The 25,297-nt window shown below is 44.0% G+C and carries 38 protein-coding genes and 1 tRNA gene; 37 read left to right on the forward strand and 2 right to left on the reverse strand.

Translation table 11 applies throughout. From position 1 onward, the window contains the following. The first annotated feature begins 102 nt into the window (after nucleotides 1-102). Nucleotides 103-2,040 carry an acetate--CoA ligase gene (acs, locus tag J2755_RS00625; protein WP_209678077.1) on the forward strand — a complete coding sequence of 646 codons (1,938 nt, stop codon included), beginning with the start codon at nucleotides 103-105 and terminating at the stop codon, nucleotides 2,038-2,040. Between the two features lie 30 nt (nucleotides 2,041-2,070). On the opposite strand, the gene J2755_RS00630 is transcribed toward acs, so the two are convergent. Next, complete coding sequence (locus J2755_RS00630; RefSeq protein ID WP_209678080.1) at nucleotides 2,071-2,550, reverse strand: bacteriohemerythrin; 480 nt, start codon at nucleotides 2,548-2,550, stop codon at nucleotides 2,071-2,073. 191 nt (nucleotides 2,551-2,741) lie between these two features. Between J2755_RS00630 and pyrF the strand changes: the two genes are divergently transcribed. The 7 genes from pyrF (at nucleotide 2,742) to J2755_RS00665 (ending at nucleotide 7,726) form a co-directional block, all read left to right on the forward strand. Continuing rightward, nucleotides 2,742-3,395 carry an orotidine-5'-phosphate decarboxylase gene (gene pyrF / locus J2755_RS00635; RefSeq protein WP_209678083.1) on the forward strand — a complete coding sequence of 218 codons (654 nt, stop codon included), beginning with the start codon at nucleotides 2,742-2,744 and terminating at the stop codon, nucleotides 3,393-3,395. Between the two features lie 69 nt (nucleotides 3,396-3,464). Then, nucleotides 3,465-4,646: an adenosylcobinamide amidohydrolase gene (locus tag J2755_RS00640; RefSeq protein WP_245312579.1), complete on the forward strand. Its 1,182-nt coding sequence runs from the start codon at nucleotides 3,465-3,467 to the stop codon at nucleotides 4,644-4,646. Between the two features lie 54 nt (nucleotides 4,647-4,700). Then, nucleotides 4,701-5,573, forward strand: a complete 873-nt coding sequence (locus tag J2755_RS00645; RefSeq protein ID WP_209678087.1) for an HD domain-containing protein — start codon at nucleotides 4,701-4,703, stop codon at nucleotides 5,571-5,573. Between the two features lie 32 nt (nucleotides 5,574-5,605). Further along, nucleotides 5,606-6,388 (forward strand): helix-turn-helix transcriptional regulator, encoded by a 783-nt coding sequence (locus tag J2755_RS00650; protein WP_209678090.1) that lies wholly within the window; start codon nucleotides 5,606-5,608, stop codon nucleotides 6,386-6,388. Nucleotides 6,389-6,498: 110 nt separating this feature from the next. Beyond that, nucleotides 6,499-6,696, forward strand: a complete 198-nt coding sequence (locus J2755_RS00655) for a hypothetical protein (protein WP_209678092.1) — start codon at nucleotides 6,499-6,501, stop codon at nucleotides 6,694-6,696. 67 nt (nucleotides 6,697-6,763) lie between these two features. Then, nucleotides 6,764-7,285: an Hsp20/alpha crystallin family protein gene (locus tag J2755_RS00660; protein WP_209678095.1), complete on the forward strand. Its 522-nt coding sequence runs from the start codon at nucleotides 6,764-6,766 to the stop codon at nucleotides 7,283-7,285. 84 nt (nucleotides 7,286-7,369) lie between these two features. Then, nucleotides 7,370-7,726: a response regulator transcription factor gene (locus J2755_RS00665; RefSeq protein ID WP_245312581.1), complete on the forward strand. Its 357-nt coding sequence runs from the start codon at nucleotides 7,370-7,372 to the stop codon at nucleotides 7,724-7,726. Here the strand turns inward: J2755_RS00665 and J2755_RS00670 are convergent, their stop codons facing one another. Further along, nucleotides 7,727-8,740 carry a methyltransferase domain-containing protein gene (locus J2755_RS00670; RefSeq protein ID WP_209678098.1) on the reverse strand — a complete coding sequence of 338 codons (1,014 nt, stop codon included), beginning with the start codon at nucleotides 8,738-8,740 and terminating at the stop codon, nucleotides 7,727-7,729. It lies immediately after the preceding gene. Nucleotides 8,741-9,140: 400 nt separating this feature from the next. Here J2755_RS00670 and rpl3p point away from each other — a divergent pair, with 400 nt between their 5' ends. From rpl3p to J2755_RS00815, 29 genes are all read left to right on the forward strand, one after another. After that, on the forward strand, nucleotides 9,141-10,154 hold the full coding sequence (gene rpl3p, locus J2755_RS00675) for a 50S ribosomal protein L3 (RefSeq protein ID WP_209678101.1): 1,014 nt from the start codon (nucleotides 9,141-9,143) through the stop codon (nucleotides 10,152-10,154). A gap of 5 nt (nucleotides 10,155-10,159) precedes the next feature. Next, nucleotides 10,160-10,921, forward strand: coding sequence for a 50S ribosomal protein L4 (gene rpl4p, locus J2755_RS00680; RefSeq protein WP_209678104.1), 762 nt, complete (start codon nucleotides 10,160-10,162; stop codon nucleotides 10,919-10,921). Next, complete coding sequence (locus tag J2755_RS00685) at nucleotides 10,918-11,166, forward strand: 50S ribosomal protein L23 (protein ID WP_209678107.1); 249 nt, start codon at nucleotides 10,918-10,920, stop codon at nucleotides 11,164-11,166. Before rpl4p ends, J2755_RS00685 begins: the two co-directional genes overlap by 4 nt. An 11-nt stretch (nucleotides 11,167-11,177) precedes the next feature. Then, complete coding sequence (locus J2755_RS00690) at nucleotides 11,178-11,891, forward strand: 50S ribosomal protein L2 (RefSeq protein WP_209678110.1); 714 nt, start codon at nucleotides 11,178-11,180, stop codon at nucleotides 11,889-11,891. A gap of 16 nt (nucleotides 11,892-11,907) precedes the next feature. Then, nucleotides 11,908-12,321 carry a 30S ribosomal protein S19 gene (locus tag J2755_RS00695; RefSeq protein WP_209678113.1) on the forward strand — a complete coding sequence of 138 codons (414 nt, stop codon included), beginning with the start codon at nucleotides 11,908-11,910 and terminating at the stop codon, nucleotides 12,319-12,321. Nucleotides 12,322-12,331: 10 nt separating this feature from the next. Further along, on the forward strand, nucleotides 12,332-12,787 hold the full coding sequence (locus J2755_RS00700) for a 50S ribosomal protein L22 (RefSeq protein ID WP_209678116.1): 456 nt from the start codon (nucleotides 12,332-12,334) through the stop codon (nucleotides 12,785-12,787). A 1-nt stretch (nucleotide 12,788) separates the two neighbouring features. Continuing rightward, nucleotides 12,789-13,760 (forward strand): 30S ribosomal protein S3, encoded by a 972-nt coding sequence (locus J2755_RS00705; protein WP_209678118.1) that lies wholly within the window; start codon nucleotides 12,789-12,791, stop codon nucleotides 13,758-13,760. 2 nt (nucleotides 13,761-13,762) lie between these two features. Continuing rightward, nucleotides 13,763-13,966: a 50S ribosomal protein L29 gene (rpmC, locus tag J2755_RS00710; RefSeq protein ID WP_209678120.1), complete on the forward strand. Its 204-nt coding sequence runs from the start codon at nucleotides 13,763-13,765 to the stop codon at nucleotides 13,964-13,966. Nucleotide 13,967: 1 nt separating this feature from the next. Then, a complete protein-coding gene (gene rnp1, locus J2755_RS00715; RefSeq protein WP_209678122.1) occupies nucleotides 13,968-14,273 on the forward strand; it encodes a ribonuclease P protein component 1 in 306 nt (101 codons plus the stop codon). 5 nt (nucleotides 14,274-14,278) lie between these two features. Beyond that, nucleotides 14,279-14,608 (forward strand): 30S ribosomal protein S17, encoded by a 330-nt coding sequence (locus tag J2755_RS00720; RefSeq protein ID WP_209678124.1) that lies wholly within the window; start codon nucleotides 14,279-14,281, stop codon nucleotides 14,606-14,608. Then, nucleotides 14,605-15,003 (forward strand): 50S ribosomal protein L14, encoded by a 399-nt coding sequence (locus tag J2755_RS00725; RefSeq protein ID WP_209678126.1) that lies wholly within the window; start codon nucleotides 14,605-14,607, stop codon nucleotides 15,001-15,003. The genes J2755_RS00720 and J2755_RS00725 overlap by 4 nt, the downstream gene beginning before the upstream one ends. An 11-nt stretch (nucleotides 15,004-15,014) precedes the next feature. Then, on the forward strand, nucleotides 15,015-15,368 hold the full coding sequence (rplX, locus tag J2755_RS00730) for a 50S ribosomal protein L24 (protein ID WP_209678128.1): 354 nt from the start codon (nucleotides 15,015-15,017) through the stop codon (nucleotides 15,366-15,368). A 7-nt stretch (nucleotides 15,369-15,375) separates the two neighbouring features. Continuing rightward, entirely contained in the window at nucleotides 15,376-16,083 is a 708-nt protein-coding gene (locus J2755_RS00735) for a 30S ribosomal protein S4e (RefSeq protein WP_209678130.1), read from the forward strand. After that, nucleotides 16,080-16,589, forward strand: coding sequence for a 50S ribosomal protein L5 (locus J2755_RS00740; protein ID WP_209678133.1), 510 nt, complete (start codon nucleotides 16,080-16,082; stop codon nucleotides 16,587-16,589). The genes J2755_RS00735 and J2755_RS00740 overlap by 4 nt, the downstream gene beginning before the upstream one ends. Next, nucleotides 16,589-16,741, forward strand: coding sequence for a 30S ribosomal protein S14 (locus tag J2755_RS00745; protein ID WP_209678136.1), 153 nt, complete (start codon nucleotides 16,589-16,591; stop codon nucleotides 16,739-16,741). The genes J2755_RS00740 and J2755_RS00745 overlap by 1 nt, the downstream gene beginning before the upstream one ends. A gap of 11 nt (nucleotides 16,742-16,752) precedes the next feature. Next, nucleotides 16,753-17,145 (forward strand): 30S ribosomal protein S8, encoded by a 393-nt coding sequence (locus J2755_RS00750; RefSeq protein ID WP_209678139.1) that lies wholly within the window; start codon nucleotides 16,753-16,755, stop codon nucleotides 17,143-17,145. A 14-nt stretch (nucleotides 17,146-17,159) separates the two neighbouring features. Beyond that, on the forward strand, nucleotides 17,160-17,690 hold the full coding sequence (locus J2755_RS00755; RefSeq protein WP_209678142.1) for a 50S ribosomal protein L6: 531 nt from the start codon (nucleotides 17,160-17,162) through the stop codon (nucleotides 17,688-17,690). A 15-nt stretch (nucleotides 17,691-17,705) separates the two neighbouring features. Continuing rightward, nucleotides 17,706-18,137 carry a 50S ribosomal protein L32e gene (locus J2755_RS00760; protein WP_209678145.1) on the forward strand — a complete coding sequence of 144 codons (432 nt, stop codon included), beginning with the start codon at nucleotides 17,706-17,708 and terminating at the stop codon, nucleotides 18,135-18,137. A gap of 2 nt (nucleotides 18,138-18,139) precedes the next feature. Further along, nucleotides 18,140-18,586 (forward strand): 50S ribosomal protein L19e, encoded by a 447-nt coding sequence (locus J2755_RS00765; protein WP_209678148.1) that lies wholly within the window; start codon nucleotides 18,140-18,142, stop codon nucleotides 18,584-18,586. Nucleotides 18,587-18,632: 46 nt separating this feature from the next. Then, nucleotides 18,633-19,154 carry a 50S ribosomal protein L18 gene (locus J2755_RS00770; protein WP_209678151.1) on the forward strand — a complete coding sequence of 174 codons (522 nt, stop codon included), beginning with the start codon at nucleotides 18,633-18,635 and terminating at the stop codon, nucleotides 19,152-19,154. A 9-nt stretch (nucleotides 19,155-19,163) separates the two neighbouring features. Further along, the gene (locus tag J2755_RS00775) at nucleotides 19,164-19,796 is read left to right on the forward strand and encodes a 30S ribosomal protein S5 (protein WP_209678154.1); all 633 of its coding nucleotides are present in this window, start codon (nucleotides 19,164-19,166) and stop codon (nucleotides 19,794-19,796) included. Nucleotides 19,797-19,798: 2 nt separating this feature from the next. Next, complete coding sequence (locus tag J2755_RS00780) at nucleotides 19,799-20,260, forward strand: 50S ribosomal protein L30 (protein WP_209678157.1); 462 nt, start codon at nucleotides 19,799-19,801, stop codon at nucleotides 20,258-20,260. 5 nt (nucleotides 20,261-20,265) lie between these two features. Beyond that, a complete protein-coding gene (locus J2755_RS00785) occupies nucleotides 20,266-20,700 on the forward strand; it encodes an uL15m family ribosomal protein (RefSeq protein ID WP_209678160.1) in 435 nt (144 codons plus the stop codon). Between the two features lie 76 nt (nucleotides 20,701-20,776). Further along, the gene (secY, locus tag J2755_RS00790; protein WP_209678163.1) at nucleotides 20,777-22,255 is read left to right on the forward strand and encodes a preprotein translocase subunit SecY; all 1,479 of its coding nucleotides are present in this window, start codon (nucleotides 20,777-20,779) and stop codon (nucleotides 22,253-22,255) included. A 15-nt stretch (nucleotides 22,256-22,270) separates the two neighbouring features. Then, nucleotides 22,271-22,918: an adenylate kinase gene (locus J2755_RS00795; protein ID WP_209678166.1), complete on the forward strand. Its 648-nt coding sequence runs from the start codon at nucleotides 22,271-22,273 to the stop codon at nucleotides 22,916-22,918. Nucleotides 22,919-22,944: 26 nt separating this feature from the next. Beyond that, nucleotides 22,945-23,565: a DUF106 domain-containing protein gene (locus J2755_RS00800; RefSeq protein ID WP_209678169.1), complete on the forward strand. Its 621-nt coding sequence runs from the start codon at nucleotides 22,945-22,947 to the stop codon at nucleotides 23,563-23,565. Nucleotide 23,566: 1 nt separating this feature from the next. Next, a complete protein-coding gene (cmk, locus tag J2755_RS00805; protein WP_209678172.1) occupies nucleotides 23,567-24,097 on the forward strand; it encodes a (d)CMP kinase in 531 nt (176 codons plus the stop codon). A gap of 15 nt (nucleotides 24,098-24,112) precedes the next feature. Beyond that, nucleotides 24,113-25,117: an RNA-guided pseudouridylation complex pseudouridine synthase subunit Cbf5 gene (locus J2755_RS00810; protein WP_209678175.1), complete on the forward strand. Its 1,005-nt coding sequence runs from the start codon at nucleotides 24,113-24,115 to the stop codon at nucleotides 25,115-25,117. Nucleotides 25,118-25,145: 28 nt separating this feature from the next. Then, a tRNA-Ser gene (locus tag J2755_RS00815) sits at nucleotides 25,146-25,229 on the forward strand. Nucleotides 25,230-25,297 lie beyond the last annotated feature (68 nt).

Consider the following 25,297-nt stretch of genomic DNA (forward strand, 5'->3'; position numbering starts at 1 on the left):
TCGGCCATGGTGCTTATATTCACTTGATACTGAAACTGTTTCAGTCTGGGATTTTGTGTTAATGGCTTGTGGAAGAAAATGGAGTATTTGAGGGTACATCACATGGATGAAATGATAGAATCTTCCTTAAAAGAACAATTGGTTTTGAATCCTCCGGAAGGATTTTCCAGATCTGCAAATATAAGCGATCCTGAAATTTACAGGAGGTCGGAAGAAGATCCTGAAAAATTCTGGGGAGAACTATCCAAAAATATAGACTGGTTTGAGGAATGGGATCAGATCCTTGACTGGAAACCGCCACATAGTAAATGGTTTTTAAACGGCAAGTTGAATGCTTCTTATAATTGTCTTGACCGGCATCTTCAAAACAAGAAGGATAAACTTGCCATAATCTGGGAAGGGGAAGATGGTGCTGAGAAAACATACACTTATGGTGAATTGTATGATGCAACCTGTCGCTTCTCTAATGTTCTCAAAAAAATGGGCGTTGAAAAAGGGGATATTGTTACCATTTACCTGCCCATGATTCCTGAAGCTGTTATTGCGATGCTTGCATGTGCCCGGATTGGTGCTCCTCACAGTGTAGTATTTGCAGGATTTTCCCACGAAGCTCTTGCTCAAAGGGTCACTGATGCCAAAAGTGAATATGTAATTACCTGTGACGGATATCATCACAAGGGTAAGCTCCAGACTCAAAAAGAGAAAACAGACAAAGGGCTGGAAAAGGTTTCAGGTGTCAAAGAGGTTCTTGTTGTCCAGCATGCGAATAATGAAATTGATATGAAGCCCGGGAGGGATGTGTGGCTTCATTACCTTCTTCATGGGGTTAGCAACGAGTGTCCTGCTGAACCAATGGATTCGGAAGATACGCTTTTCCTTATGTATACCAGTGGGACAACCGGAAAACCAAAAGGTGTTGTTCATTCAACCGGTGGCTATCTTGTGAGTGCATACACAACCGCCAACTGGGTTTTCGATTTAAAGGACGATGATATCTACTGGTGCACTGCCGATGTTGGCTGGATTACCGGTCATTCATATATTACATATGGCCCCCTGCTCAACGGTGCAACAATACTAATCTATGAGGGATCACCGGATTATCCAGGGAAGGCGCGTTTCTGGTCTCTTATTGAGAAGTATAAGGTTACAATTTTCTATACGGCACCGACTGCGATACGTATGTTTATGAAGTGGGGTGATGCTCTGCCTCAAAAGCATGATCTTTCTTCCCTGCGCCTGCTTGGTAGTGTGGGGGAGCCAATAAATCCTCGTGCATGGCTCTGGTATTATGAACAAATTGGTGGCAAACGTTGTCCTGTTGTAGATACCTGGTGGCAGACGGAGACAGGTATGATTATGATCACATCCCTGCCGGGCATCACTCCCATGAAACCGGGAAGTGCTTCAAAGGCGTTTCCGGGAATAAAGGCAGTTGTCCTTGATGAGGCAGGTAATGAAGTTCCTGTTGGAAAGGGAGGTTATCTTGCCATCAAAAACCCATGGCCAAGTATGATTCGTACTGTTCATGGAAATGAAGAACGTTTCCATAAGACTTACTGGAGTAAGTGGGGCGGTGATATCTACATGTCAGGTGACGGTGCCCGTGTGGACGAAGATGGTTACATCTGGGTGCTGGGAAGGCTTGATGATGTCATTAAGGTTGCAGGGCACAGGCTTGGAACCATGGAAATAGAAAGTTCCCTTGTCTCGCACCCGGCAGTTACGGAAGCGGCGGTTGAGGGTAAAGCCGATGAAATCAAAGGAGAAGTAATTGTTGCCTATGTTATCCTTGAGGCTTATGTGGAACCCTCTGACAAACTCAGGGATGAATTGAAAGCACATGTTGCGGATGAAATCGGGCATATTGCAAGACCTGCCGATATAATTTTTGCCGAAGATCTCCCCAAGACTCGCAGTGGTAAGATTATGAGGCGTATCCTAAAAGCAATTACAAACGGCGAGGATGTAGGGGATGTTACCACTCTTCAGAATCCGGATATTGTGGAAGAATTGAAGCGTAAGGTTGGCGGAGAATGACGGAAAAAAGAAACAAAAAGTGGACTGAAATCAATTCAGTCCATTTTCATTAAAGCACTGGATGTATCTTTGATCTGAACCTTTTATATGTTCAACAAGCCAATTTTTTAAGAAGTTCATAAGGTCAATTGAAAGGTTTGCCGTTCCATCATCAAATTCCTGTTTAAATTTGGAAACCTGATTTACGAATTTTTTGTGCTCGTGTTTATGTCTTGCGGATTCTTCAAAACCAAATTTATCAAAGTATTTTTCTTCGGTTCCAAAATGTTCGACTGTATATTCTGTAAGATCATTAAGTAGGGGGCCGATTACATCTTTGCCTTTACCTATTTTCATCATATCGTACAGCTCATTTAGCATTTCAACTAAAGTCTGGTGCTGTTTATCAATTTCAGCCACTTTTACACTAAAACTTTCATCCCATTTCATTATCGGCATGTTAATCATCTCATTAAGCATTATATTATCAGCATTAATATTTATATTCTTTGATTTTATTAATATCTTCACAGAAACTAAATATGCAATCTAAACTCACTTTCATCACAGATATGACATTTCAAACCTCAATTAGCGTTTTTCATACTGCTTTCAATTGCAGGTGCTATGTCCGGATTCCGGGCTTCAAACCTGCTCCTTACCAAAACTTAATGAACGATATACTCATTGGGGTATTTGCTTGAATTTTTGAGGTGTTCAGGATGGAAAGAGAGACAGGGCTCATAGTTGCGCTTGATGTATTAGAACAGGATAGTGCCATCCAAATTTCTTCTGAGGTGGCGGAGTATGTAGATGCAATAAAAGTTGGATATCCGCTTGTCCTTTCCGAAGGGATTGAAATAATTTCAAAACTTGCAGATTATGCTCCGGTAATTGCTGATTTTAAGGTTGCTGATATCCCGAATACTGATATGCTGATCTGTGGGGAAGTTTTCAAGCAAAATGCAAGTGGTGTGATAGTTCATGGTTTTACCGGGGAAGACAGTCTCAGAACCTGCGTTGAAGTTGCAAATGCAAACCATGGCGATATCTATGTAGTCTCAGAAATGAGCCATCCCGGAGGAGAGCGTTTCTTCCAGACGGTTGCAGAGGAAATTGCTGAAATGGCTAAACTTCTGGGTGCCACAGGTGTGGTAGCTCCGGCAACCCGTCCTGAAAGACTCAATGTAATCAGGAATGCAATAGGCGATTCACTCTCAATAATCTCCCCTGGAGTAGGTGCACAGGGCGGGAGTGCTTCGGATGCCATTGCTGCAGGGGCTGACTGGGTAATAGTTGGCAGAAGCATTTATAACTCTGATAATCCCAAAGAATCAGCAGAAAAAATCGCTTCGGAAATTAAGCCCTATTTGTGATCTGATAGGTGCCTGTGATGAAAGATTATTCTGAAAATATGATGATCCCTATGAGTCCTGAGGCACCATTTGGATATTTCCGGACTGCTTGAATTAGTGGTAGGTATTTTGATGAGCCTTTCCCCAGATTATCCGGTTGAAAAAGCTGAAACCAAGGTTCTTTTTGAGACCTCTTCAGGTGAGCGTATATTACTCCATGATGATTACAACCTGATAGTAGCACTTCCTCCGGGAAGAGTATGCATGAGCACTTCCTGGCTGAATGGGGGAATTAACGAAAACCTTGAGGCGATTGTCAACCATTGCATTCCGCGTAAGATATGCCATGAACAGGAGCTGGAGGGTGGTTCTCTTGAGAATTATCTTGGAGTTGTAGCTTCCAGTCTTGGTTATAACTCTTCTTCAACATCAGTACTACTTACTGCGGCCAGTATGAGGAATGCTTCGGTGGTTTCTCATTCTTACAGGGGCCTTGAGGTTTCTGCAATCGTGACTGCAGGTATAGAAGTAAATGGCTGTCGTGTGGGAGATCCGGCTTCCTATTATCAGGAAGATGGGCAATGGAAACCTTTTGTAGGTACAATAAATATCATGCTTCTCATTGGTGCCGCTTTGCCTCAGTATGCACTTTCCAGAGCAATAATAACTGTAACGGAAGCAAAAGCTGCTGTCTTGCAGGAACTTATGATTTCAAGTCAGTATTCTTCAGGTATTGCTACAGGCACAGGCACGGATATGCTTGCCATAGTCTCAAATTCCGATAGTAATCTTAACCTGACCGATGCAGGTCCGCATTCCAAGTTAGGAGAACTGATCGGAAAATGTGTGCATGAAGGAATTCGTGATGCACTTTTAAGGCAATCTGATATTTCGGCTTTGGCCCAAAGGGATACGCTTGTGAGGCTGGAGCGCTTTGGAATCACTGAAGCTTCCTTCTGGAAAGCTTCAACAAATCTTGAAGGGGAAAACAGAAAAAAACATTTTATTGCTACGCTTAGGGATTTATCTTCTAATCCATCCGTTGTTTCGCTTACTTCTTCGGTACTTCATCTTGTGGATGAAGTTTCCTGGGGTTTGCTGCCGGAAGCATCTGCAAGTAAAATTGCTGTCTCATGCATGAGATGCCTGCCAAAAATAATTAGTACGGAAGCAGATTCTATACCCGATGATCTCTTTGAGATTCGCGATCCTATACTGGATAATTTTGTTCGTGCTATGGCATGGACTGTAAAAAACAAAATTTATGATTGATACTTGATATTTCCAACACTATTGATTTTATTCCTAGTAACAAGAGGACTTTAAATGAGGTTAAGTGAATTCATCTCCGAAAATAATCTGAAAACAGAAAAAAAACCAATGGGTTTACAGATCCACACCGGTGAAATAGAAGATCCGGAATTTCCAATTCCTGTCAGGTTCACATATATGCAGGAATGGTCTGATGCACCTTCAAGGAAAATCTGGATGAGTCAGCCTTACCGTTCAATAATCCTTTATGAAAATGGTACAGTTTCTGTCTATGAATATGTGCGAAATGCAGATTTCCGTCTCCAGCTTCTTGACATCAAGGAGAAATATGCTTCCTCAGGTGTCGGTGGTTCTTCAGGAACCCTTCAGGGAGCATTTGAATTTGCTCTCGACTCCCACAAAAGCATGCATAGGAAATGTTCTAAAGCACCATATATCACACATCCTATGGATGTTGCATCCATTCTCCTCAAGAACGATGCACCTGATTTGCTTGTGATTGCCGGTTTTTTACACGACGTTCTTGAAGACAGTAAAGTTAACAGCACTCTTTTGCGGTATTCCTTTGATGACAGAGTAGCTGATTTAGTGATGGCGGTTTCAGAAGTAGATTCTAAAGGCAACCTTGCACCTCATGAGCAGGCAAACTGGAGAGAACGAAAGGAATTATCAATTAAAAAATTGATAGATGCAGAGCGTGATGTCAAACTTCTGGTATGCGCTGACAAACTTGCCAATATAAAAGACATGTTTGATGATCTCGATTATCTGGGTGACCGGATGTGGGATTACTTCAATGCCCGAAAGGATGAACAAAAGTGGTATTATACTTCTGTAGTTGAAGCCCTTAAATCCGGTTCTCACAGTGTGGAAGATACCAAAATGTTCCTTCAACTCCAGAAATATATAAATATGCTATTTAGCTAATTTATATATAGTTCCTTTTTCGGGTGAAGCGAATGGATGACTGCTTACTTGATATTGCTTGTAGATCCGATAAACGAAAAGGCTTGCTTCTTTACTTACTTGAAGGTCCCCATAACCTTGAAGAAATAAAAAAAGCCCTTCATGTAACATCCACGGGAATGCTTCCCCAGATAAAGATCCTAAAGGATGATGGGTTTGTTGAACAGGATGGTGATTATTACCAGCTTTCCATTCTGGGAAGAATTGCTGCAAACAAATTACGTTCATTTCTGGATATCACAGAGACCCTTGACAAAAACTATGATTATTGGTCAACGCGCGATATTTCTTCAGTTCCTCTGGAACTTCAGGAGAAACTTGGGATGCTCAAAGACTGTCAAATTCTGTCTCCAAGTCTTGATAGTTTGTTTGAAATTCCGAAACAAATAGTTGAATTGCTATCTTCTTCCATGGAGGTCTGTGCTGTCGCATCTCATTATCATCCTTTATATGTCTCTATTTTTGACAGACATGTTTCCAAGGGAAAAAAGTTTAGCTGTATTATTTCTGAGATCGATATTTTTCAGGAAAAAAACCAGGAGAATTTCAAGTTTACAGTTGAAAAATCCACTTTTTACCTGAGTGAGATACCGATGTCTTTCTCCTGGTTTATTGTATCTAACAATTGTCTTGTATTTGCACTGTTGAATTCTAAGCATGAATATGATGGTTTTGTCTTATTCGGTGAATCTTCTGAGGCTATTGCATGGGGTAATGAGTTCTTTGACTACTATGTGAAGCATTCTCATAGAATCAAGGAATCTGATCTGGACTGAATAAATTGATTTTAAGGGATAACATTATTATATTATGCTGGGAATATATCAATTAGGTGGAAATCTAGGTGGAATGAAATTTGCCATTTGATATCGAAGAGTATAAGGAGATGGTCGAGAAGACCAAGATGCTCCATGACGATCTTGTGAAGCTGTCTGACAAAATGGATAGCATGCTTAACGACATGGAGAACAGAGGTCCGGACACAAAATCACATGGAGCACCGAAAGGTTTTGTTCCATTGAATAAGAGTGAGACAAAGGGCTTCGTGGAGCTAGGAAAATCTGCACGTGGTCATCTTAAGTAACCTACAATTTCGTTTACCTGTCTGGAATAGGGTTTGGAATTAAATTATTGTAGCGGAGGCTTCGCCTATGGTTGATAAAAGGGAAAATGACAAATCACGTGACAAGGATGCATTGCAGGATTTTTCAGAAATCATAAAGAAGATGCTGGATAGCCTTGGTATTGATCCAAAGGAGTTGTCTGGTGAGCCTTTTGTCTGTGGTTTTTCCATAACAAATCTTTCAGGCGAAAGCCCTGAGATTAGTGAATTCGGAAACTTTTCTCCTGATTTTGATATGGGGGATGATTTTGTTCCCGATATCCAGTCCAACGTGGGTGATTGCAAACCGCTAATTGATATTCTGGAAACAGAAGATCAAATTTACATAACTGCTGAGCTTCATAATGTTGAGAAAGAGGAGATCCAGCTTTCAGTATCCAGTGAATTTATCGATCTAAACACTTATGAGGAAGGTGTGCTGTCAGAGACGCTAATTCTTCCTGCAAAAGTAGATCCCAGCTCGGCAAAAGCTTCTTACAGAAACGGTGTTTTGGAAATTATTCTGACAAAGGAAGGGGACATTCATATGTTTGATGTTTCAATTGATTAATCTTTATATACCTTCCAACAAATCCTAATTGTTAACCTTTTATAGGTGTAATTTCCGTGGGGTGTCCTTATAGTATATAGTGTAATGGTAGTTGATGATGATCAGGACGTTCTCTTCCTGATAAAAACGGCATTGGAATTAGAGGGTATGGATGTAACTACTGCTACTAGCGGTTATGAATGTCTTTCTCTTCTTGATTCGATGAAGCCCGATGCTCTGATCCTTGATATCATGATGCCTAAAATGGATGGATGGGAAACCTTTCACCAGATAAAAGAGAAGTATGAAGAGTTGCCAATTGCTATTTTTACCGCAAAGGATCAGGAATTTGATAAAATGATGGGAATTGAAGTATTGGGTGCAGATGATTTTATTCCCAAGTCTTCCGATATTGATTCAATAATCAGCAGGGTAAAATCCCTTCTTGGGATTGATGAATAATCAAATTTTCCTGCAAATGATTGCTTTTTCAGGTGTGAGAAACAGGTGGAACTTTGTTTCCCCTTCTAAGCCATCTTCGACAATATTCCTGAACTCCCAGTAATGTTTTGGATTGACGTTTCCTCGCAAAAGAGCGTTTCCGGCTTTGTGCTGTCGAAGCTTTTGGTTGATTGTCGTGGGATCAGGATCAACAATATCAGTAACTTCATAGCAATTCTTAAAAAAAGGATGCATGCAATTGTTTTTAGAAGTAAGCAGCATTCTCTTGCTATCTACTATATAAGCTTTCAATGAGCATTCAGTTTCAATACTATCGCTGAGTTCTCCAAGCAAACCTGCCTGCAAAATGACAGGATCCGGCTCAAAAGCAAACATTTCCAGCTTTTCTGCTTCTTCAACATTTGTTTTGCTTCCTGTGGAACACAGTGTCTCTTCGGAAGGAAGTGTAGTAGCCGATATGTCACATTTTTTCAAATCACCGAAGTAAAGGTTAAGTCTGTTTAGTTTACCTTTGAAAGAGAGGTATTCCTTTTCACATGAAAACGGTATTCTCTCTGGTGTAAGTTGTGGAGGAACTTCAAAAGCAAAACTTGTCGTCTTGTGGGCATAGGCTTCCATCACTTTGTCTATGGGGGGCTGAAGATTTCTTATATCTCTTCTTTCTTCGGAAGGTGGGCGTGCAGGGTCCGAAAATATAATGTCCACTTCGGGGATTTTGCTTATTATTTCTCTGGAAAGTGCATCTCCGCAAAAGAATTCCACGTTTGTTATTCCATACCTGCGGCAATTTTCTCTTGCATGTTTTACTTTAACAGGATCAAGATCGATTGCAAAGACTTTCTCACATTGCTTTGCAAAAGCAATTGTCTGTCCTCCGATGCCACAACTTATGTCGGCAAGAATGTTGCACTTTAATCGTTTTGCCCGATATTCTGCCACTTCCTCGGGGGTCGCAAATCTCAATCCGGGTTTATCTGCACTGATTTCCTTGCTGTATTTTTTCTTTCTTGCCATGTGCAGGACAAAAAAGGTTCGTTTGCTTAAATCTATTATCCTTCATGCGGATGTTTGTTGCAAAGGGTTTATATATCTGCTAGACGTCATAGCCCTCCTAACCGAGAATACAGTATGTAACATTCATACTTGTCGCAGGTCGGAATAAGAAGTGCAGACACGTGGGATTTAACAGCAACCTGTCATGGGCCAATTCGTGGAATGCCCTCATACATGCGTAATGGCGTATGTGTGGATGGTGAATGTTTAAATCTTTTCGAGAGAGGCGGCATAGCATCTGCCTTTGGAACCAGAGTACACGGTTTAACCGTGATTGATATCCCTTCACGGGGAATTCCAAATACACTCTTTTTAACCACCTGCAATACACTCTATATAAAAACAAATAAGGAGAAGACAGATGTCAGATACACACAGGCCAAGACGTGGTTCACTGGCTTTTAGCCCAAGAAAGAAGGCAAAAAGTCACATTCCAAGATTTAGGTCATGGCCAGAATCAAATGCTGAACCCAAATTGCAAGGGTTTGCAGGCTATAAGGTGGGTATGACCCATGTGGTCATGGTAGATGATACCAAGAACAGCCTTACCGAAGGAGCTGAGATTTCTGTTCCAGTCACTATACTTGAAACTCCGGCAATCGGGGTTGCAGCTATCAGGGCTTACAAGGATTCTTCCTATGGTGAAAAATCCGTGGGTGAAGCATGGGCAACAGACTTAGATGCAGATATTCAGAAAACAATTAAGACTCCCGTTAATTATGATTCCGAGAAAGCAATCGAAAAACTTGCTTCACTTGTTGAATCAGGAGATGTCTCAGATGTACGTGTAATTACTTACACACTTCCATCCTCTCTTACCGGTGTTCCAAAGAAGAACGCAGATATCATGGAAACCGGAATTAGTGGCAAGGATGTTGCAGCCAAATTTGAGTATGCAAAATCAATACTTGGTTCTAAAGTAAACATCAACGACGTCTTTAATGGTGGACACATGGTTGATGTGGCTGCAATCACAATCGGTCACGGAACCCAGGGTCCTGTTAAGAGATGGGGTATCCAGTTGCAGAAGCACAAACATTCCCGTCAGGGAAGTTTGAGGCAGGTAGGGACCCTTGGTCCATGGCATCCTGCTCACGTAAGCTGGAGAGTTCCATTGATGGGTCAGATGGGTTATCACCAGAGAACTGAATATAACAAACGCATTTTGAAGATCTCTTCTGATGCTGATGAAATCAATCCTGACGGCGGGTTTGTAAACTACGGACTTGTTCGTGGAGACTATGTATTGATTAAAGGTAGCGTTCCGGGACCCTCCAAGAGGTTAGTAAGACTCAGGGAGCCTACAAGGTCAAAAGTATCTGGAATTGGAGAGCCTCAGGTTCTGCATATCAGCACACAGTCCAGGCAGGGGTGAATTGAATGGTTACAGCAAATATTATCGATCTTTCCGGTAATTCCAAAGGTGAGGTCACATTGCCTGCAGTTTTCGAAGAAACATACAGGCCTGACATAATTAAGAAAGTTGTTCTTTCATATCAGGCAAACAGGTACCAGCCATACGGTCCAAAAATGTATGCAGGTATGGAAACTTCTGCAAGGTCCTGGGGTTCAGGAAGAGGTGTTGCCCAGATTCCACGTCTCGCAAACGGAAGTCGCGCAGCAAGGGTTCCACAGGCAATAGGCGGAAGGCGTGCCCATCCTCCAAAACCGGAAACTGACCGCACTGAAAAGATCAACAAAAAAGAGAAAAAGATGGCTATAAGGTCTGCTATTGCAGCAACCATCAATGAAGAGCTGGTTAAAGCCCGCGGACACAAATTCACAGGGGCGTTACCTCTTGTTGCAGATGATGCACTTGAGGCTGTTGAGAAAACCCGTGATGTCGTAAGTTTCCTGAAAGCAGCAGGTCTTTATGATGATGTTATCCGTGCAAAAGAAGGTCGTACAATCAGGGCCGGTAGGGGTAAACTCAGGGGCAGGAAGTACAAAGGCCGCAAGAGTATTCTTATTGTAGCGGGTTCCAAGAGTTCCATTCAGAAGGCTGCTAATAACCTTCCGGGTGTTGATGTGACAACTGTTGACTTCCTGAACGCCGAATTGCTGGCACCGGGAACTCATGCAGGCAGGCTCACCATCTGGACTGAATCAGCACTATCCAATCTGGAGGGTATGTTCGTATGAGCGTTATTGAATACCCGTTCATCACAGAAAAAGCTATGATGCACATGGAAGACAACAAATTACAGTTTGTTGTTGACACCAGATCCAACAAGGATCAAATCAAAGAAGAAGTCACAAAGATGTATGGTTTCAAGGTAACCGATGTTTGTACCATGACAACTATGAAAGGCAAGAAGAAAGCCCTTGTGACTTTTGAAGAACCAGATGCAGCACATGAAATTGCAACCAGAATTGGTTTAATGTGAGGTGAATACTAATGGCAAAAAGAATTATTTCACAGAACAGAGGCCGGGGTTCACCAACCTACAGAGCTCCCTCACACAGGTTCAAAGCTGCTCTGCGACATCCTGTTAAAATAAATGAAGGTACTGTTTCAGCAACAGTCGTAGACGTTGAGCATGATCCTGCAAGGTCTGCACCAATTGTAAAAGTTTCCTTTGAAGATGGCAGTGAGAAATTGATTCTCGCACCAGAAGGTATTGCAATTGGCGATGTAATCGAATGCGGCGCAGAAGCTGAAATCAAACCAGGGAATGTCCTTCCACTCTTCAGGATTCCTGAAGGTGTACCAATTTGTAATATCGAGTCAAAGCCTAATGATGGCGGATGCTTTGCCAGAGCTTCCGGCGCTTATGCAACTCTTGTAGGGCACGAGAAGACTCGTACATCAATACAGATGCCATCCGGTGAACTGAAATGGTTCAACCCTAAATGCAGAGCTACAATAGGTATTGTGGCAGGTGGCGGTCGTGTAGAGAAGCCTTTCCTTAAAGCCGGTAAAAAATACCACAAGCTTAAGACAAGGGCAGCAAAGTATCCGAGAGTTTCAGGTATTGCCATGAACGTTATTGACCACCCATTTGGTGGAGGTAACAGGAAACATCCGGGTAAACCCACGACTGTAAGCAGGAATGCTCCACCTGGACGTAAGGTTGGACAGATTGCAGCAAGGAGAACCGGAAAGCGTTAATCAAGAGGTGTATATCATGGCAAAGAAATCATCATCAAGGTTACCAAAGAGGAAAGGCGAGTATCTCTTCAGGGGTAAAACCATCGAACAGCTCAAGGAGCTTTCCATAGAAGAGTTCGCCGAACTTTTGCCTGCAAGGCAGCGTCGTTCGATCAAACGTGGTCTTACTGACGGTCAGAAGCTGGTCCTGCAAAAACTCAGGGACGGCAAGGAAAGTGTACGTACCCATAACAGGACAATGATTATTTTCCCTGAAATGGTAGGTAAACAAATCGAAGTATACACTGGAAAAGAATTTGTGAAGGTCGAAATTCAGCCTGAAATGGTCGGCCACAGGTTCGGTGAATTCGCTCCAACCCGCAGCCGTGTATCCCACGGAAGTGCCGGTGTAGGTGCAACTCGTTCCAGTAAATTTGTGCCATTGAAGTAAGGTGATGTAAATGGCAAGAATAAAATACAGTACTGAACTCGAACCTGAAACCAGCTCCAAGTCAATGGGCTCCGAGTTGCACATTTCTCCTAAGAAATCAAGGGAACTCTGCAAGGCCCTCAAAGGAATGCGTTCAACAGTTGCAAGAAAGTATCTGGAAGACGTCATTGAAATGAAGAGAGCTGTTCCATTCAGGAAACACAACGACAGCCTCGGACACAAGAAGGGTCCAATGGCAGCAGGTCGTTATCCGGTGAAAGTGGCACAGGAAATGCTCAAACTGCTGACAAACGCAGAGAGCAACGCTGAGTACAAAGGGCTTGAACCTGCACGCATGCACATCGCACACATTTCAGCAAAGAGAGGTCGTGTGATTCATGGAATGCGTCCAAGAGCTCGTGGTAGAGCTAGCCCAAAGAACACCGAGACTGTGAATATTGAAATGATTCTTAGCGAGGTGCGCTAAAATGGCTGTTGAGAAGAAATTCGTTAAAGAAGGATATGTTAAAGCTTCACTTGACGAATATTTCGCAAAACAACTTAATCGTGCAGGCTATGGTGGAATGGAATTAAACCGTACACCAATGGGTACACAGATTGTTGTGTATTCCGAAAAGCCCGGAATGGTTATTGGTAAGGCTGGAAAAGTTATCCGTAAACTTACCCGTGATATCGACAGGATATATGAACTGGACAACCCGCAGATTGATGCACAGGAAGTTCGCAGGCCTGAACTTAATGCCCAGATGATGGCTACAAGGCTTGCTTCCTCCATTGAGCGTGGATGGTATTTCCGAAAAGCAGGTCACAATGCAATGCGCGCAATTATGAATTCCGGTGCATTGGGATGTGAAATTATTATTTCCGGAAAACTGACCGGTGCAAGGTCAAGGGTAGAAAAGATGGTTGATGGTTACATCAAACATGCCGGTAAACCTGTTGATGATATTGTAGATGAAGGCTTTGCAGTCGCTGTCAAGAAACTTGGTACTCTTGGCTGCAAAGTAAGGATTATTCCTCCTGGGGCAGTCCTTCCCGATGCTTATGACATGGTGAAGGTAGAACCAGAGGCAGAAGCACCTTCAGAGGTTGCAGAAGCTCCTGAAACCCAGGGTGTTGAAGATCTTGTAGAAGCTGAGGCAACAGGAGAAGTTGCAGAAGCCGAAGATGTTGAATCTACTGAGAAAGCTACAGAAGAGCCCGCAACTCCAGCTGTGGATGCTGAAGCGGCTGAAGCCCCAGAAGCGGAAGTTAAACCTGAGGAAACTGTTGCAGAAAAAGCTGAAGAAACAGCTACTGAAGCAGGAACACTTGAGGAAGCTGCAACTGAAGAGGCTTTGTCCGATGAACAGCGCAGGGAAGTTGATGGTGTCTGGCAGCACAAGCATGAAGAGCACAACTACTGGCATCCAATAGCCCGTGTTCACAAGGAGGCATAAAAATGGCCATTCTTAAAACAAAAGAAGTCAGGAACATGTCCCCAAATGAACGCATGGATGAAGTAGAAAAGCTCAGGACTGAGCTTATTCGTGAAAATGCACTGGCATCCGCTGGCGGAGCACCGGATAATCCGGGACGTATCCGGGAGCTTAAGAGAACCATTGCACGGATCAAGACAATCCAGAAAGAAATGAAGGAGATCTGAATTGGCGCTCACACCGTGGAACCTGATCTATAATGAGCTCATCGGGCTTGAAGTAGAAGTGACAGATTCCACGAATAAATGCGTCATCGGAATACGCGGCAAAGTGGTTGATGAAACAAGAAACATGTTGGTGCTGGAAACCCATACTACGTTTGAAAAAATGGTTCCAAAATCCGGCAGTACGTTTGTGTTTCATTTACTGGATCCTTCAAAGGGCAACGTTACATATGTGGAGGTTAATGGCAACCTCCTTATCTCACAACCCGAGAACAGGACGAAGAACATCAGGAAATCACGCATGAGGTAATAATCATGGTAAAAGATATCGGATTGGATGTTCCGACACCGTCTGAGGAATGCGACGACGTAAACTGTCCATTCCATGGCGAACTTCCGGTAAGAGGACAGATCCTCACCGGCACAGTCGTCAGTAACAAGATGGACAAGACGGTGGTTATCCAACAGAAATATGAGAAATTCATCAATAAATACCAGCGATATGAAAAGCGACAATCCAAGATTCATGCCCACAATCCACCTTGCATCAATGCAAAGGTAGGCGATGTGGTCACGATAGCAGAATGTCGTCCGTTGAGTAAGACCAAATCATTTGTGGTCATTAACGCGGAGGGTCAGGCATGAAAGGAATCAGGTCGACCATTCCACGTGCACTGAACGCCGGTGCAAAGATAGAATGTGTAGATAATACAGGTGCACGTACAGTAGAGATTATCTCTGTCAAAAAGTACAGAGGTGTCAAGAACAGGCAGCCACGGGCTGGCATTGGTGACATGTGTGTTGTATCCGTAAAGAAAGGAACTCCTGAAATGAGGAAGCAGATTCTTCATGCCGTAATTGTCAGGCAGAAGAAAGAATTCCGCAGGCCGGATGGTCTCAGGGTTTCATTCGAGGACAACGCAGTAGTTCTTACCGACACAGACGGGATACCAAAAGGTACTGACATTAAAGGTCCGATTGCCCGTGAAGTGGCAGAGCGCTATCCAAAGATAGGCACCACTGCATCCATAATCGTGTGAGGTGTGTAAAAATGGTTTCAAAACAGCCACGAAAACAGCGTAAGGCACGCTACAACGCACCTCTGCATGTGAAGCAGAAATACGTGTCTGCTCCACTTTCCAAAGATCTGCGTTCAAAATACGGTCGCAGTGCAAGGGTTGCAGTAGGTGACAAGGTAATTGTTACAAGAGGAGATCACGCAGGTACAAAGGGAGAGGTAGAAGTTGTTTCTCTCAAGAACGGTACCATTGTCGTGGAAGGTATATATGTTACAAAAGCTGATGGAACCGAAGTTCCAAGGCCGATATATCCATCCAATGTGACTATCACAGACCTTAATCTGGACGATAAGCAGAGAGCAGCAAGATTATCAAAGAGCAGGTGATTTCGGAATGGGTAAACATCAGAAAAGAATATCTGTTCCACGCAGCTGGCAGATTTCCAAGAAATCCAACAAATGGATCACGGCTACAAGACCAGGTCCCCACAACAAGGACCAGAGTGTTCCTCTGGCAGTCTTGCTTAGGGATATGCTGGGAATAGTTAACAACCGTGCAGAAGCAAAGAGAGTTCTCTCAGAAGGAAAAGTACTGGTCGATGGGATTGTCCGCAAGGATCTCAGATTCCCAATTGGCTTAATGGATATTATTACCATTCCTGAAAACAATGTCTCCTACCGTGTCCTTTTCGACAACAAAGGTAGGCTTATACTGAAACAGCTTGATGGTATTGAAAACACCAAGCTTTGCAGGATTAACAATAAGACGTATGTAAAGGGCGGCAAAATCCAGCTTAACCTCAATGATGGAAGTAATATCCTTGGTTCAAATGATTACAAGACCAAGGATTCCATTGTGCTTTCACTTCCTGACAGGGAAGTCGTTAAACACATTGAGTACAAGGAAGGTAGCCTCGCAATGATTGTTGGCGGAGGTCACACCGGTGAGCTTGGTACTATCAGTGCCATCAACCCGGTACGCAGTTCCAGAAGCAACAAAGTTTCAATTTCAGGAGACTCTGATTTCGATACAATCGAAGATTACGTGTTTGTTGTCGGAGAGACAGAACCGGAGATTAATCTCGGCGGTGATGTTGTATGAGTAATCCGATGAGAAACCCTAAAGTCGAGAAAATCGTTGTTCATATGGGTGTTGGTGAAAGCGGTCAGAGGCTTGTTGATGCTGAGACCATTCTCAGTGACATAACAAAGCAGACTGTTATCAGATCCTATGCAAAACGTACTCTTCCGGCATTTAACATCAAGAAGAACGAGCCCATAGGCTGTAAGGTAACTCTTCGTGGAAACTCTGCTGAAGATTTCCTGAAAACTTCCCTTGGAATTGTCGAAAACAGGTTAAGCGAAGGGCAGTTTGACAACAACGGAAATGTTTCTTTTGGTATTGAGGAACACACAGATTTCCCAGGAATGAGGTATGATCCTAATATTGGGATATTCGGAATGGACATCAGTGTAATTGTCAATCGTCCCGGATACCGTATTAATAAGAGAAGGGTTGTAAAACGCAAGATCCCAACTTCTCACAGGATCACAAAAGAGGACACCATATCCTTCTTCCAGGATAAATACGCTGTGGAGGTTGAATAATGGTACAAACCAAGAAAAGTTTCGGACGCGGAGCAAACGAATGTAAACGTTGTGGCCGCAAGCAGGGTTTGATACGCAAATATGGTATCTATCTCTGCAGGCACTGCTTCAGGGAAATCGCCCACGATATGGGCTTTGAAAAGTATACATGAGGTGAATGATTATGGTACTGCTCGACCCACTTGCGGATGCGTTATCAGTTATCAAGAATGCTGAGGCTGTTGGGAAACCGTCCTGCACATTGAAACCCGCATCCAACCTTATTGGAAATGTACTGAAGGTCATGAAGGATGGAGGATACATTGGTGAGTTCGAATTCGAGGATGATGGAAAAGCTGGCATATACCGTGTAAATCTGATAGGACAGATTAACAAATGCGGTGCTATCAAACCCCGTTATTCAGTAGGAGCTAAAGATTTCGAGAGATGGGAAAAACAGTTCCTTCCCGCAAAGAATTTCGGCACACTGATCCTGACAACACCTCAGGGTGTAATGTCCCAGTACGAAGCACGTGAAAAGAACGTTGGCGGCCAATTGCTTTCATTCGTCTACTGAGGAGGAAAGTTACTATGGCTAAAGAGATGAAAAAGGTCATCCCAATTCCTGAAGGGGTAAATATTTCCTACGAAAAGAGGTTATTTACCGCAACAGGCGGGAAAGGAACCAATTCAAAGAGTTTGTGGTATCCTGGGATTACAATAACCGTAAGCGATTCAGAAGTAGTCGTTGATTCCGCTTCTACTCGCAAGCAGCAGAAAGCAATGGTTGGGACAATTTCATCCCACATCGCTAATCTGATGAAAGGAGTAGCTGATGGATATGAATATCGCCTTAAAGTGGTCTACGCTCACTTCCCTATGCAACTGAAAGTTGAAGGCGATAAACTGATGATCAGCAATTTCCTCGGGGAAAAGAACCCGAGATCTGCCAAAATCATCGGGGATACCAAGGTAAAAACATCTTCCGACGAAGTTGTGGTTACCGGTATCAACAAAGAAGATGTTGGACAGACCGCTTCTAACATTGAACAGGTTACAAGGATTAAAAGATTTGATCCCCGTGTTTTCCAGGATGGAGTCTATATAGTTGAGAAGAGTTGAATGTAGGTGATCTGAATGGGAAATAATAACACAGGTTCTTCCGGAAGCAGGACTTTTACCGATGACAAGCAGAAAAAGCTTTTCAAGGTAAGGAAAGTCCAGAAAGGCAGTAAGCCTACTTTCAGAAGGGCAAACCATCATAAATTCCAGCGTCTGGATTCAAATTGGAGACGTCCCCGTGGTTTACAGGGTAAACAGCGCCGCCACTATAAAGCAAAAGGTGCAATTGCTCAGGTTGGCTATGGAAGCCCTAAAGCTGTAAAGGCACTCCACCCATCCGGGTATGCTGAAGTCCTTGTAAACAACCTGAACGATGTTGATTCAGTAGATGCTGAAGTTGAAGCTATCCGTATTGCTGCAAAAGTAGGCGGACGCAAGAAAGCTCTCATTGAATCAAAAGCTGCAGAACTTGGGATTAAGATCCTGAATCCTTCAAGGAGTGAGTAATTATGTCAAATCTCGCCAACCAGAAGAAACTTGCATCCAAGATCCTGGGTTGTGGAATGAACAGGGTCTGGCTTGACCCGGACGCTGCAGAGGATATTGCAGGGGCAATTACCCGTGCTGATATTCGTGATCTCATAGAAGCAGGTCAGATCAAAGCTGCTCCTGTTCGCGGTGTAAGCAGGGGTCGTGCAAGGGTAAGGGATGCCAAACGCAAGTATGGACATCGTAAAGGACACGGTTCCAGAAAAGGACGTAAAGGCGCCAGGAATCCACGTAAAGAGCAGTGGATGAAGAAAATCCGTGCTCTTCGCAGGAGACTTAAAGAAATGCGCGATGAAGGTGAACTTGACAGGTCTACCTATTGTCTGGTATACCGCAAGGCAAAAGGCGGAGAATACAGAAGTGTTGCCCACCTTGAAGCACACCTTGCAATCGAGAAAGAGGAATGATGGCGCAGAGCTATCGATTAAATTATAATAATCTGGAGGATTCATAATGGCAACAGGACCCAGATATAAAGTACCTTTCCGCAGGCGAAGGGAGGGAAGGACTGATTATCATCAGCGCCTCAGGCTGCTCATTTCAAGGGAGAACCGTCTGGTAGTACGCAGGAGTGCGAAACACATTCGCATACAACTTGTGGTACCAAAACCAGAAGGTGATTCTACCCTTGTTTCAGCAATCTCAACAGAATTAAAGAAATACGGATATGAGGGATCTACAGGAAACACTTCCGCTGCATATCTTACCGGTCTTCTTTTCGGAAAGAAGGCTCTCAATGAAGGATATGAAAGCGGTGTTCTTGACATGGGACTCTATTCCCCGTCACCCGGATGTCGTATCTACGCAGCTCTCATGGGCGCAGTGGATGCAGGTCTGGATATACCCCATAATCCATCCGTATTCCCTGATGAAGAAAGGATACGTGGAGAACACGTAGCAGAGCACATGGACATGGCGGAATTCCCGGAAATGTTCGATGCTTCAAAAGAGAAAATCCTTTCGGATTTCAACTAAGGTGATTATATGGCATATCAATATGAAGAAGAATGGGTTCCCAAGACAAGACTTGGTGTACTTGTTTCAGAGGGCCAGATTACTTCAATGGATGAAGCTATTGATTCCGGTCTTCCAATCAGGGAATCAAAGATTGTGGACATTCTCTTGCCGGAGCTTGAAGATGAGGTTCTTGACATTAACATGGTACAGAGGATGACTGACTCTGGACGCCGTGTTAAATTCAGGGCTACTGTCATTGTCGGTAACGGCGATGGGTATGTAGGTCTTGGACAGGCCAAGGACGTACAGGTCGGTCCGGCTATCAGAAAAGCTATCGATAATGCAAAGATTAACATTACCAGAGTACGCCGCGGTTGCGGTTCCTGGGAATGCGGTTGTGGACTGCCTCACACTGTTCCTTCTGAAGTCAGAGGGAAAGCAGGCAGTGTTACAGTCGAACTGAAACCTGCTCCACGTGGACTTGGCCTTGCTGCCGGTGACACAGCACGTAAAGTGCTTGAAAAAGCAGGAATCAAGGATGTCTGGACCAGAACCGAAGGGCAGACAAGGACTACCCTTAACTTTGCTAAGGCAACTTACAATGCACTCGTGAATACCGGTACAGTCCGTATTCCACAGACCTGTGTTGAGGAGGCCTGAAAATGTACGCAGTTGTTCGGGTACGTGGTAGCATTAACGTAAGGGGTTCAATTGCTGACACCCTTTCCATGCTTCGCCTTCACAGGATAAACCACTGTGTGATTCTGGAAGATAACCCCCATAACAAGGGTATGATCCAGAAAGCAAAGGATTTCATTGCATATGGCGAAATTGATGCTGAAAACCTTGCACAGATGCTCACAAACCGTGGAAGGCTCGAAGGCGGTGACCGTCTTACTGAGGCATATGTAGCTGAGAACACAGACTTTGACTCGATTGCTGCTTTTTCAGAAGCAGTCATTGAGGGTAAAGCCAGTCTGAAAGACATACCCGGTCTCAAACCGGTTTTCAGGTTACACCCTCCAAGAAAAGGGCACGATGGTATCAAGAGAACCTTCCAGCAGGGTGGTATTCTTGGAAACCACGGTGAAGAAATCACTGTGCTCCTTAACAAAATGAGGTGAAGTGTATGAGCAAAACTAGAACCAAAAAGTTCAGAGGCTCCCGTACTTGCGGTGGCGGCACTACCAAAAACAGGCGTGGTGCAGGAAACCGTGGCGGACGTGGAAAAAGTGGTGGAGTCAAACACCATTATGTCCTCGCGCTAAAGGGCGGTTACACTCGCGGTAAATATGGCTTCAAGCGTCCGCTTAAATCCATAAACTCAGTTTCAATTGTGAACGTGGGTGAGCTTGATGAACTTGCAGATCAGCTTGTGGAAGATGGATTTGCAAAACAAGAAGATGGTGTGTATCACATAAACCTTGAGGATCTTGAAATAGAGAAGGTTCTCGGGACTGGTCAGGTCTCAAAGAATATGGTAGTAACTGCTGCAAGCTTCTCGGCAACAGCCCAGGATAAAATCGAAGCTGCAGGTGGTAGCTGTCTTGGGATCGATGAGTAATGCCTAAATGGCATTACTCCAATATCCATCTCAATTAAAAAATAGTTTACTGGATATCTGACAAAAGGGTGTCGTAATGAGTTTAAAAGAGACTTTGGGGCCGTTTTTTAACAGGCTTCCAGCTGTAGCTAGTCCGGAAGGGCATGTTCACTTCAAGAACAAAATGATGTGGACACTGGCAATTTTGATGCTTTATTTTGCACTTGCTAATGTTCCACTGTTTGGACTGTCTGAAAATTCCATTGACCTGTTTGAGCAATACCGTGCATTCTTCGCCGGTGCTTCAGGTTCACTGATGCTTCTAGGTATTGGTCCAATTGTTACTGCTTCTATTGTGCTGCAGCTGCTTGTGGGGGCAGACGTCATTAAACTCGACATGTCTGATCCGGCAGATCAGGCTCTCTTCCAGGGAGCACAGAAATTCCTTGTCTTTATTATGATTATAGTGGAAGCTCTTCCACAGATTCTTGGTGGTTACATACAGCCAGATGCTAACATAGCTTCTATTATGGGTGTAAGCCCCGGAGTGCTAACATTTATCATATTCCTGCAGATTTGCATTGGTGGCGTTCTTATCCTGTTCATGGATGAGATTGTATCCAAATGGGGTATCGGTTCAGGTGTAGGCCTTTTCATCGTTGCAGGTGTTTCACAGCAGATTGTAACTGGTTTGATTAACTGGATCCCTGATTCATCCGGACTTCCAGTAGGTATCATCCCGAAATGGCTTTACATAGCACAAAATGTAGATGCCGGTTTCCTCTTTTCCGCGGATGGAATAGGCTTCATGCTTATAAGCGGAGGCATACTGGCTCTGGTAGGCACTGTGGCCATTTTCCTGATTGTTGTATTTGTTGAAAGTACAAGGATCGAAATACCACTTTCACACAGCGCTGTAAAAGGTGCAAGGGGAAGATTCCCTGTAAAACTTATCTATGCTTCAGTTCTTCCAATGATTCTGGTTCGTGCATTGCAGGCCAACATACAGTTGATTGGTTTGCTTCTTGCAGGTCGTGGAATCACTTTTTTGGGTGAGTATTCAGGCTCAACCCCTGTAAATGGTATTATGTATTACCTTGCTCCAATTAACAGTCCTTATGACTGGATTCCTTCTTTAGTAAGGGAAAACTTTGCAAGCTATGGGTATGCAGCACCTGCAACCTGGCAGATTGGATTGCACGTATTAATGGATGCTTTCATCCTGATTGTCGGAGGTATTATCTTTGCATTGTTCTGGATTGAGACAACTGGTATGGGTGCAAAACCAACCGCAAGAAAAGTGTTCAATTCGGGGATGCAGATACCCGGTTTCAGAAGGAATGTAGGAAGTATTGAAAAAGTAATGCAGAGGTACATCCCGAAAGTAACAATAATCGGTGGTGCTTTCATCGGCGCCCTGACTCTCCTTGCCAGTCTTATGGGTACTCTTGGAGGTGCAGGAGGTACAGGTCTGTTGCTTACGGTAAGTATCGTTTACCGTCTCTATGAAGACATTGCTTCCGAACAGATGATGGAAATGCATCCAATGGTGCGTTCATTCTTCGGACAGGAGTAATGTGAGGCTAAAAAAATGAATGTTGTATTATTCGGGCCACCGGGTGCTGGTAAAGGCACCCAGGCCAAAGAACTTTCAAAGCACTATGATATTCCCCACATTTCCACAGGGGATATCCTTCGTGCAAACGTAGCAGAAGGAACCGATCTCGGGAAAAAGGCAGCCGAATATATGAATAAAGGCGAGCTTGTCCCGGATGAAGTTTTGATAGGTATTATCAAAAACAGGATTGCTGAACCAGATTGTAAAAGTGGCTATCTTCTTGACGGTTATCCAAGGACTGTTCCTCAGGCAGATGCCCTCTCAGATATCCTGAAAGATATCAACATGCCACTTGAAGTTGTATTGAACATTGCGGTACCTGACGAAGAGCTTGTTATAAGACTTGCAGGCCGTTACAGTTGTAAATGTGGTGAAAGCTATCACATCAAGTTCAATCCTCCAAAGGAAGCAGGCATTTGTGATGTTTGCGGAAAGGAGCTTTACCAGCGTGATGATGACAAGGAAGAAGTCATTCGTCAGCGCCTTGTTTCATATAAGAGGAATACCCAGCCACTCATTGACTATTATGAAAAGGCAGGTCTTCTTGTGAATATCGAAGGTGCCGGTGAAATTGATGAAGTCTTCGGGCAAATCATTAATGTACTGGACCAATATAAGTAATCATAAATGAGCGGCGGATGATCGACTTGGTAACTGCACACTTCAAAAAGATACTTGAAAGATTCATTTTGGCTCTTGGAATCTCTCTTATGTTCGGGATTCTCCTGCTCGGTACCGAAGGAAGGGAAGCAATTGGTACTATGGTGGGAACAGTTATGGACCCACTTATTTCAGCAGTTGGGGAGTCTAATTTCCATATTGTACTTTTCATAATGGCTGGAATAACTGCTTTATATGCTTCCCTGATCCAGAAATATACTATTGATTGGGAGCTGATGCGCAGTACTCAGGAAAAGATGAAGGCTTTCCAGAAGGAATTCCGTGAAGCCCAGCTTTCCCAGAATAATTACATGGTCAAAAAGCTGGAGGAAGAACGCTCCAAAATGATGGGAGACCAGATGGAAATGTCAAAACAGCAGTTCAAGCCAATGGCATACATCAGTATTATTTCCCTTCCATTGTTCATGTGGGCTTATCATTTTATTAGTCTTCACGAGGCTGCATCCCTGACTTTCCCATTTTGGGGCGAAGTGATCCTCGTTGATACTATTATAGGGCCAATCCAGTACTGGATTTTCTGGTATTTCATAACTTCTCTTGCTATCAGTCAGGTTGTAAGGAAAGCCCTGAATATTGGCGGCGTATGAGATGCTTGTTACCGTAAGCGGACTTCCCGGAAGCGGGACTACCACCGCAGCAAAATTGCTGGCGGAGAAGTATGGAGTTGAAATGATCTCAGCAGGGGATGTTTTCCGCACCCTTGCAAAAGAGAACTCCATGTCCCTTGCAGAGTTCGGGAAACTTGCCGAATCCGATCCTTCTATTGACAGGATGATTGACGAGAGACAAAAGAAGATTGCTACTGAGCGGGATAATATTATTCTTGAAGGCCGGCTTGCCGGTCACATGGCTCAGGATGCACTGCGCATCTGGTTACACGCACCTCAGGAGGAGCGTGTCCGCAGGATTGTGGAACGTGAAGGTTCTTCCTTTGAAATCCGACTCTCTGAAACCGTTGAAAGAGAGCTTTCCGAAGCTGTCAGGTATCAGGAAATACATGGAATTGATATTGGTGATCTTTCCATCTACTCCCTGGTGATTGATTCCACCACATGGGATCCGAATGGAATATGTATGATAATTTCTGCAGCAATTGATGGTGCAGGCGGATTTTCCTGAATCGGGTGATCAGGAATGCCGGATTCTTTATTTTGCGAAAAGCAAGGTCATCTTTTGAAGGCAAATGCAACTACTGATTTGCGTTATGGTTGCGACCCTTACCAGCGTCCCATTGAACAACATCTGATGTATGGAGTTGTAAACCTCAACAAACCAGCAGGACCTACAAGCCATGAAGTGACTGCGTGGGTTCGTGATATGCTGGAATTGCCCCGAGCAGGGCATTCGGGTTCCCTTGACCCGAAGGTTACAGGTGTATTGCCCATCATGCTCGGGAAAGCGACAAAGGCGGTCTCTGTTCTCCGGCTTTCAGGGAAGGAATACGTTTGCATGATGCGGTTGCACAAGAAGATGCCTGCATCGAGGGTAAAAGCCGTGTGCGCGGAATTCGTGGGGCCGATTTACCAGACCCCACCGATTATTTCTGCGGTAAAACGTGCTTTGAGGGTCAGGAACATTTATTCCCTTGAGGTTCTGGACATTCAGGGTCCACTTGTCTTGATGAAAGTCAGATGTGAAGCGGGTACTTACATTCGCAAACTCTGTCACGATATTGGATTGGTGCTTGGCTGTGGCGGTCACATGCAGCAGTTGATAAGAACAGGCACAGGTCCCTTTAATGATAGTACTGCGGTGACTTTACACGATCTCAAGGATGCCTATGTGCTCTGGAAAGAGGATGGTTGTGAGGATGAGCTGCGCAAAGTCGTAAGACCCATGGAGGAAGGGCTCACACACTTGCCTGCGATTACTATCCGTGATTCGGCAATCAATGCAATCTGTCACGGGGCTGCCCTGGCAGTAACCGGAGTAGTTGGTGTGGATGAAGGCCTTGGAAAAGATGCACCTGCCTGCATATTTTCCCTGAAGGGCGAGGTTGTTGCACTGTGCAATTCAAAGATGAACGCGGAGGAAATCCTTGCCAGTGAGCATGGAATCTGTGCAGTCACCGAAAGAGTAATAATGGATGCCGATATTTACCCATCAGGATGGAAGTCAAAGTCGCAAGGCAGCGACTGAATATCCGACTTTATTCGCTTAGTTTCGTGCCGAGGTAGTCTAGTGGTAGGGCGCAAGCCTGGAAAGCTTGTGGGGCATAGACCCCTCGGGAGTTCGAATCTCCCCCTCGGCGCTCTGATTTCTTTTCGTTTTTGTACCTTTTTGCACTTTGAGGCCTTGGTTGAAAGCAATTCGAGTCTT

Source organism: Methanohalophilus levihalophilus (assembly GCF_017874375.1).
Lineage (GTDB): Archaea > Halobacteriota > Methanosarcinia > Methanosarcinales > Methanosarcinaceae > Methanohalophilus > Methanohalophilus levihalophilus.

Bases quoted from the DNA above. Each gene is read 5' to 3' on its own strand.
- J2755_RS00645 (WP_209678087.1), top strand. From the start codon at position 4,701: ATGAGGTTAAGTGAATTCATCTCCGAAAATAATCTGAAAACAGAAAAA.
- pyrF (WP_209678083.1), top strand. From the start codon at position 2,742: ATGGAAAGAGAGACAGGGCTCATAGTTGCGCTTGATGTATTAGAACAG.
- J2755_RS00690 (WP_209678110.1), top strand. From the start codon at position 11,178: ATGGCAAAAAGAATTATTTCACAGAACAGAGGCCGGGGTTCACCAACC.
- J2755_RS00660 (WP_209678095.1), top strand. From the start codon at position 6,764: ATGGTTGATAAAAGGGAAAATGACAAATCACGTGACAAGGATGCATTG.
- rpl4p (WP_209678104.1), top strand. From the start codon at position 10,160: ATGGTTACAGCAAATATTATCGATCTTTCCGGTAATTCCAAAGGTGAG.
- J2755_RS00775 (WP_209678154.1), top strand. From the start codon at position 19,164: ATGGCATATCAATATGAAGAAGAATGGGTTCCCAAGACAAGACTTGGT.
- rpl3p (WP_209678101.1), top strand. From the start codon at position 9,141: ATGTCAGATACACACAGGCCAAGACGTGGTTCACTGGCTTTTAGCCCA.
- J2755_RS00745 (WP_209678136.1), top strand. From the start codon at position 16,589: ATGGTACAAACCAAGAAAAGTTTCGGACGCGGAGCAAACGAATGTAAA.
- J2755_RS00750 (WP_209678139.1), top strand. From the start codon at position 16,753: ATGGTACTGCTCGACCCACTTGCGGATGCGTTATCAGTTATCAAGAAT.
- acs (WP_209678077.1), top strand. From the start codon at position 103: ATGGATGAAATGATAGAATCTTCCTTAAAAGAACAATTGGTTTTGAAT.
- J2755_RS00735 (WP_209678130.1), top strand. From the start codon at position 15,376: ATGGGTAAACATCAGAAAAGAATATCTGTTCCACGCAGCTGGCAGATT.
- rpmC (WP_209678120.1), top strand. From the start codon at position 13,763: ATGGCCATTCTTAAAACAAAAGAAGTCAGGAACATGTCCCCAAATGAA.
- J2755_RS00780 (WP_209678157.1), top strand. From the start codon at position 19,799: ATGTACGCAGTTGTTCGGGTACGTGGTAGCATTAACGTAAGGGGTTCA.
- J2755_RS00685 (WP_209678107.1), top strand. From the start codon at position 10,918: ATGAGCGTTATTGAATACCCGTTCATCACAGAAAAAGCTATGATGCAC.
- secY (WP_209678163.1), top strand. From the start codon at position 20,777: ATGAGTTTAAAAGAGACTTTGGGGCCGTTTTTTAACAGGCTTCCAGCT.
- J2755_RS00785 (WP_209678160.1), top strand. From the start codon at position 20,266: ATGAGCAAAACTAGAACCAAAAAGTTCAGAGGCTCCCGTACTTGCGGT.
- J2755_RS00705 (WP_209678118.1), top strand. From the start codon at position 12,789: ATGGCTGTTGAGAAGAAATTCGTTAAAGAAGGATATGTTAAAGCTTCA.
- J2755_RS00755 (WP_209678142.1), top strand. From the start codon at position 17,160: ATGGCTAAAGAGATGAAAAAGGTCATCCCAATTCCTGAAGGGGTAAAT.
- rplX (WP_209678128.1), top strand. From the start codon at position 15,015: ATGGTTTCAAAACAGCCACGAAAACAGCGTAAGGCACGCTACAACGCA.
- J2755_RS00720 (WP_209678124.1), top strand. From the start codon at position 14,279: ATGGTAAAAGATATCGGATTGGATGTTCCGACACCGTCTGAGGAATGC.
- J2755_RS00670 (WP_209678098.1), bottom strand. From the start codon at position 8,740: ATGGCAAGAAAGAAAAAATACAGCAAGGAAATCAGTGCAGATAAACCC.
- J2755_RS00650 (WP_209678090.1), top strand. From the start codon at position 5,606: ATGGATGACTGCTTACTTGATATTGCTTGTAGATCCGATAAACGAAAA.
- cmk (WP_209678172.1), top strand. From the start codon at position 23,567: ATGCTTGTTACCGTAAGCGGACTTCCCGGAAGCGGGACTACCACCGCA.
- J2755_RS00810 (WP_209678175.1), top strand. From the start codon at position 24,113: ATGCCGGATTCTTTATTTTGCGAAAAGCAAGGTCATCTTTTGAAGGCA.
- J2755_RS00665 (WP_245312581.1), top strand. From the start codon at position 7,370: ATGGTAGTTGATGATGATCAGGACGTTCTCTTCCTGATAAAAACGGCA.
- J2755_RS00655 (WP_209678092.1), top strand. From the start codon at position 6,499: ATGGTCGAGAAGACCAAGATGCTCCATGACGATCTTGTGAAGCTGTCT.
- J2755_RS00725 (WP_209678126.1), top strand. From the start codon at position 14,605: ATGAAAGGAATCAGGTCGACCATTCCACGTGCACTGAACGCCGGTGCA.
- J2755_RS00740 (WP_209678133.1), top strand. From the start codon at position 16,080: ATGAGTAATCCGATGAGAAACCCTAAAGTCGAGAAAATCGTTGTTCAT.
- J2755_RS00765 (WP_209678148.1), top strand. From the start codon at position 18,140: ATGTCAAATCTCGCCAACCAGAAGAAACTTGCATCCAAGATCCTGGGT.
- J2755_RS00770 (WP_209678151.1), top strand. From the start codon at position 18,633: ATGGCAACAGGACCCAGATATAAAGTACCTTTCCGCAGGCGAAGGGAG.
- J2755_RS00795 (WP_209678166.1), top strand. From the start codon at position 22,271: ATGAATGTTGTATTATTCGGGCCACCGGGTGCTGGTAAAGGCACCCAG.
- J2755_RS00700 (WP_209678116.1), top strand. From the start codon at position 12,332: ATGGCAAGAATAAAATACAGTACTGAACTCGAACCTGAAACCAGCTCC.
- J2755_RS00695 (WP_209678113.1), top strand. From the start codon at position 11,908: ATGGCAAAGAAATCATCATCAAGGTTACCAAAGAGGAAAGGCGAGTAT.
- J2755_RS00760 (WP_209678145.1), top strand. From the start codon at position 17,706: ATGGGAAATAATAACACAGGTTCTTCCGGAAGCAGGACTTTTACCGAT.